General features: G+C 45.1%; 1 pseudogene. It reads right to left on the minus strand.

From position 1 onward, the window contains the following. Nucleotides 1-879, minus strand: a pseudogene (locus tag ACS8FC_RS15880) (translocation/assembly module TamB domain-containing protein); the annotation flags it as partial.

Below are 879 nucleotides of genomic sequence, written 5' to 3' on the forward strand. Positions count from 1 at the left end.
GCAGTGTTACAGGCGTGCTATCCCCGTCTTGAATCAAGCCGATTTTGCCATTATCTGAATATAGTGTCGTGTTAATGGTTGGCGGACGACCACGTTGCCAACCGACAATGGCTTTACCATTAATCTTGCCATGCCAATCAATATCCTTTGGTAAGAATACTGAAAATAATGACGTATCTAAATTCTGCAATGCCACATCGACTTCACCACTGGCTGGAGAAGCCACTAAGTTCTTGCGTAAGCATAGTTTGCCCGTTTGATCCGCGGCCTGCCAACAATGTGCAGCCAACTGTACTTTGAGATCTGTGTTATTGCCGTTTTGATTATTAGGCAAATTCACAATCAGCTGTGCTGGCTGTAATTGATTTAAGGTAGCGTATCTGGATTTAACGCGGCCTTTACCGATGACCCCTGACCAGCGTAGCGTGTTTCGATCGAACCCACCTTTTAGTCTGGCACCAATGTCCAGTTGCTTATTAGCCACATTGAGATCAACCACATGAGATTTTTCAGTACCATTAAATGATGCTTTAACACTATCGAAGCTTTGTCCCGCAGCATCCAGACCTTCAGCGCTGACGATAAGCTGGCTTGGACTATTGGCTAGATTAACCAGCTTGCCACGTATACGACCTTGACGCAAAATAAAGCCCGGTAGTGCAATCCGCTCACCGACCAAATCGATATAAATCGTTGGTAGTGCCTGACCTGCTGGTTGAGACAAAGTCGCTCCACCAGTTACTTTGCCAGCAAGCTTATCCGACAACTGATCTAAGCTTGTGATATTAATTTTGGTTTGTAGCTGTTTGGCATTGCCATTAGCAGTGACATAATTGTCACCCCAGCGCAGTATCAAGTTGTCAGCATTTAAACTATCGA

This window comes from Psychrobacter sp. 1Y4 (assembly GCF_051847555.1).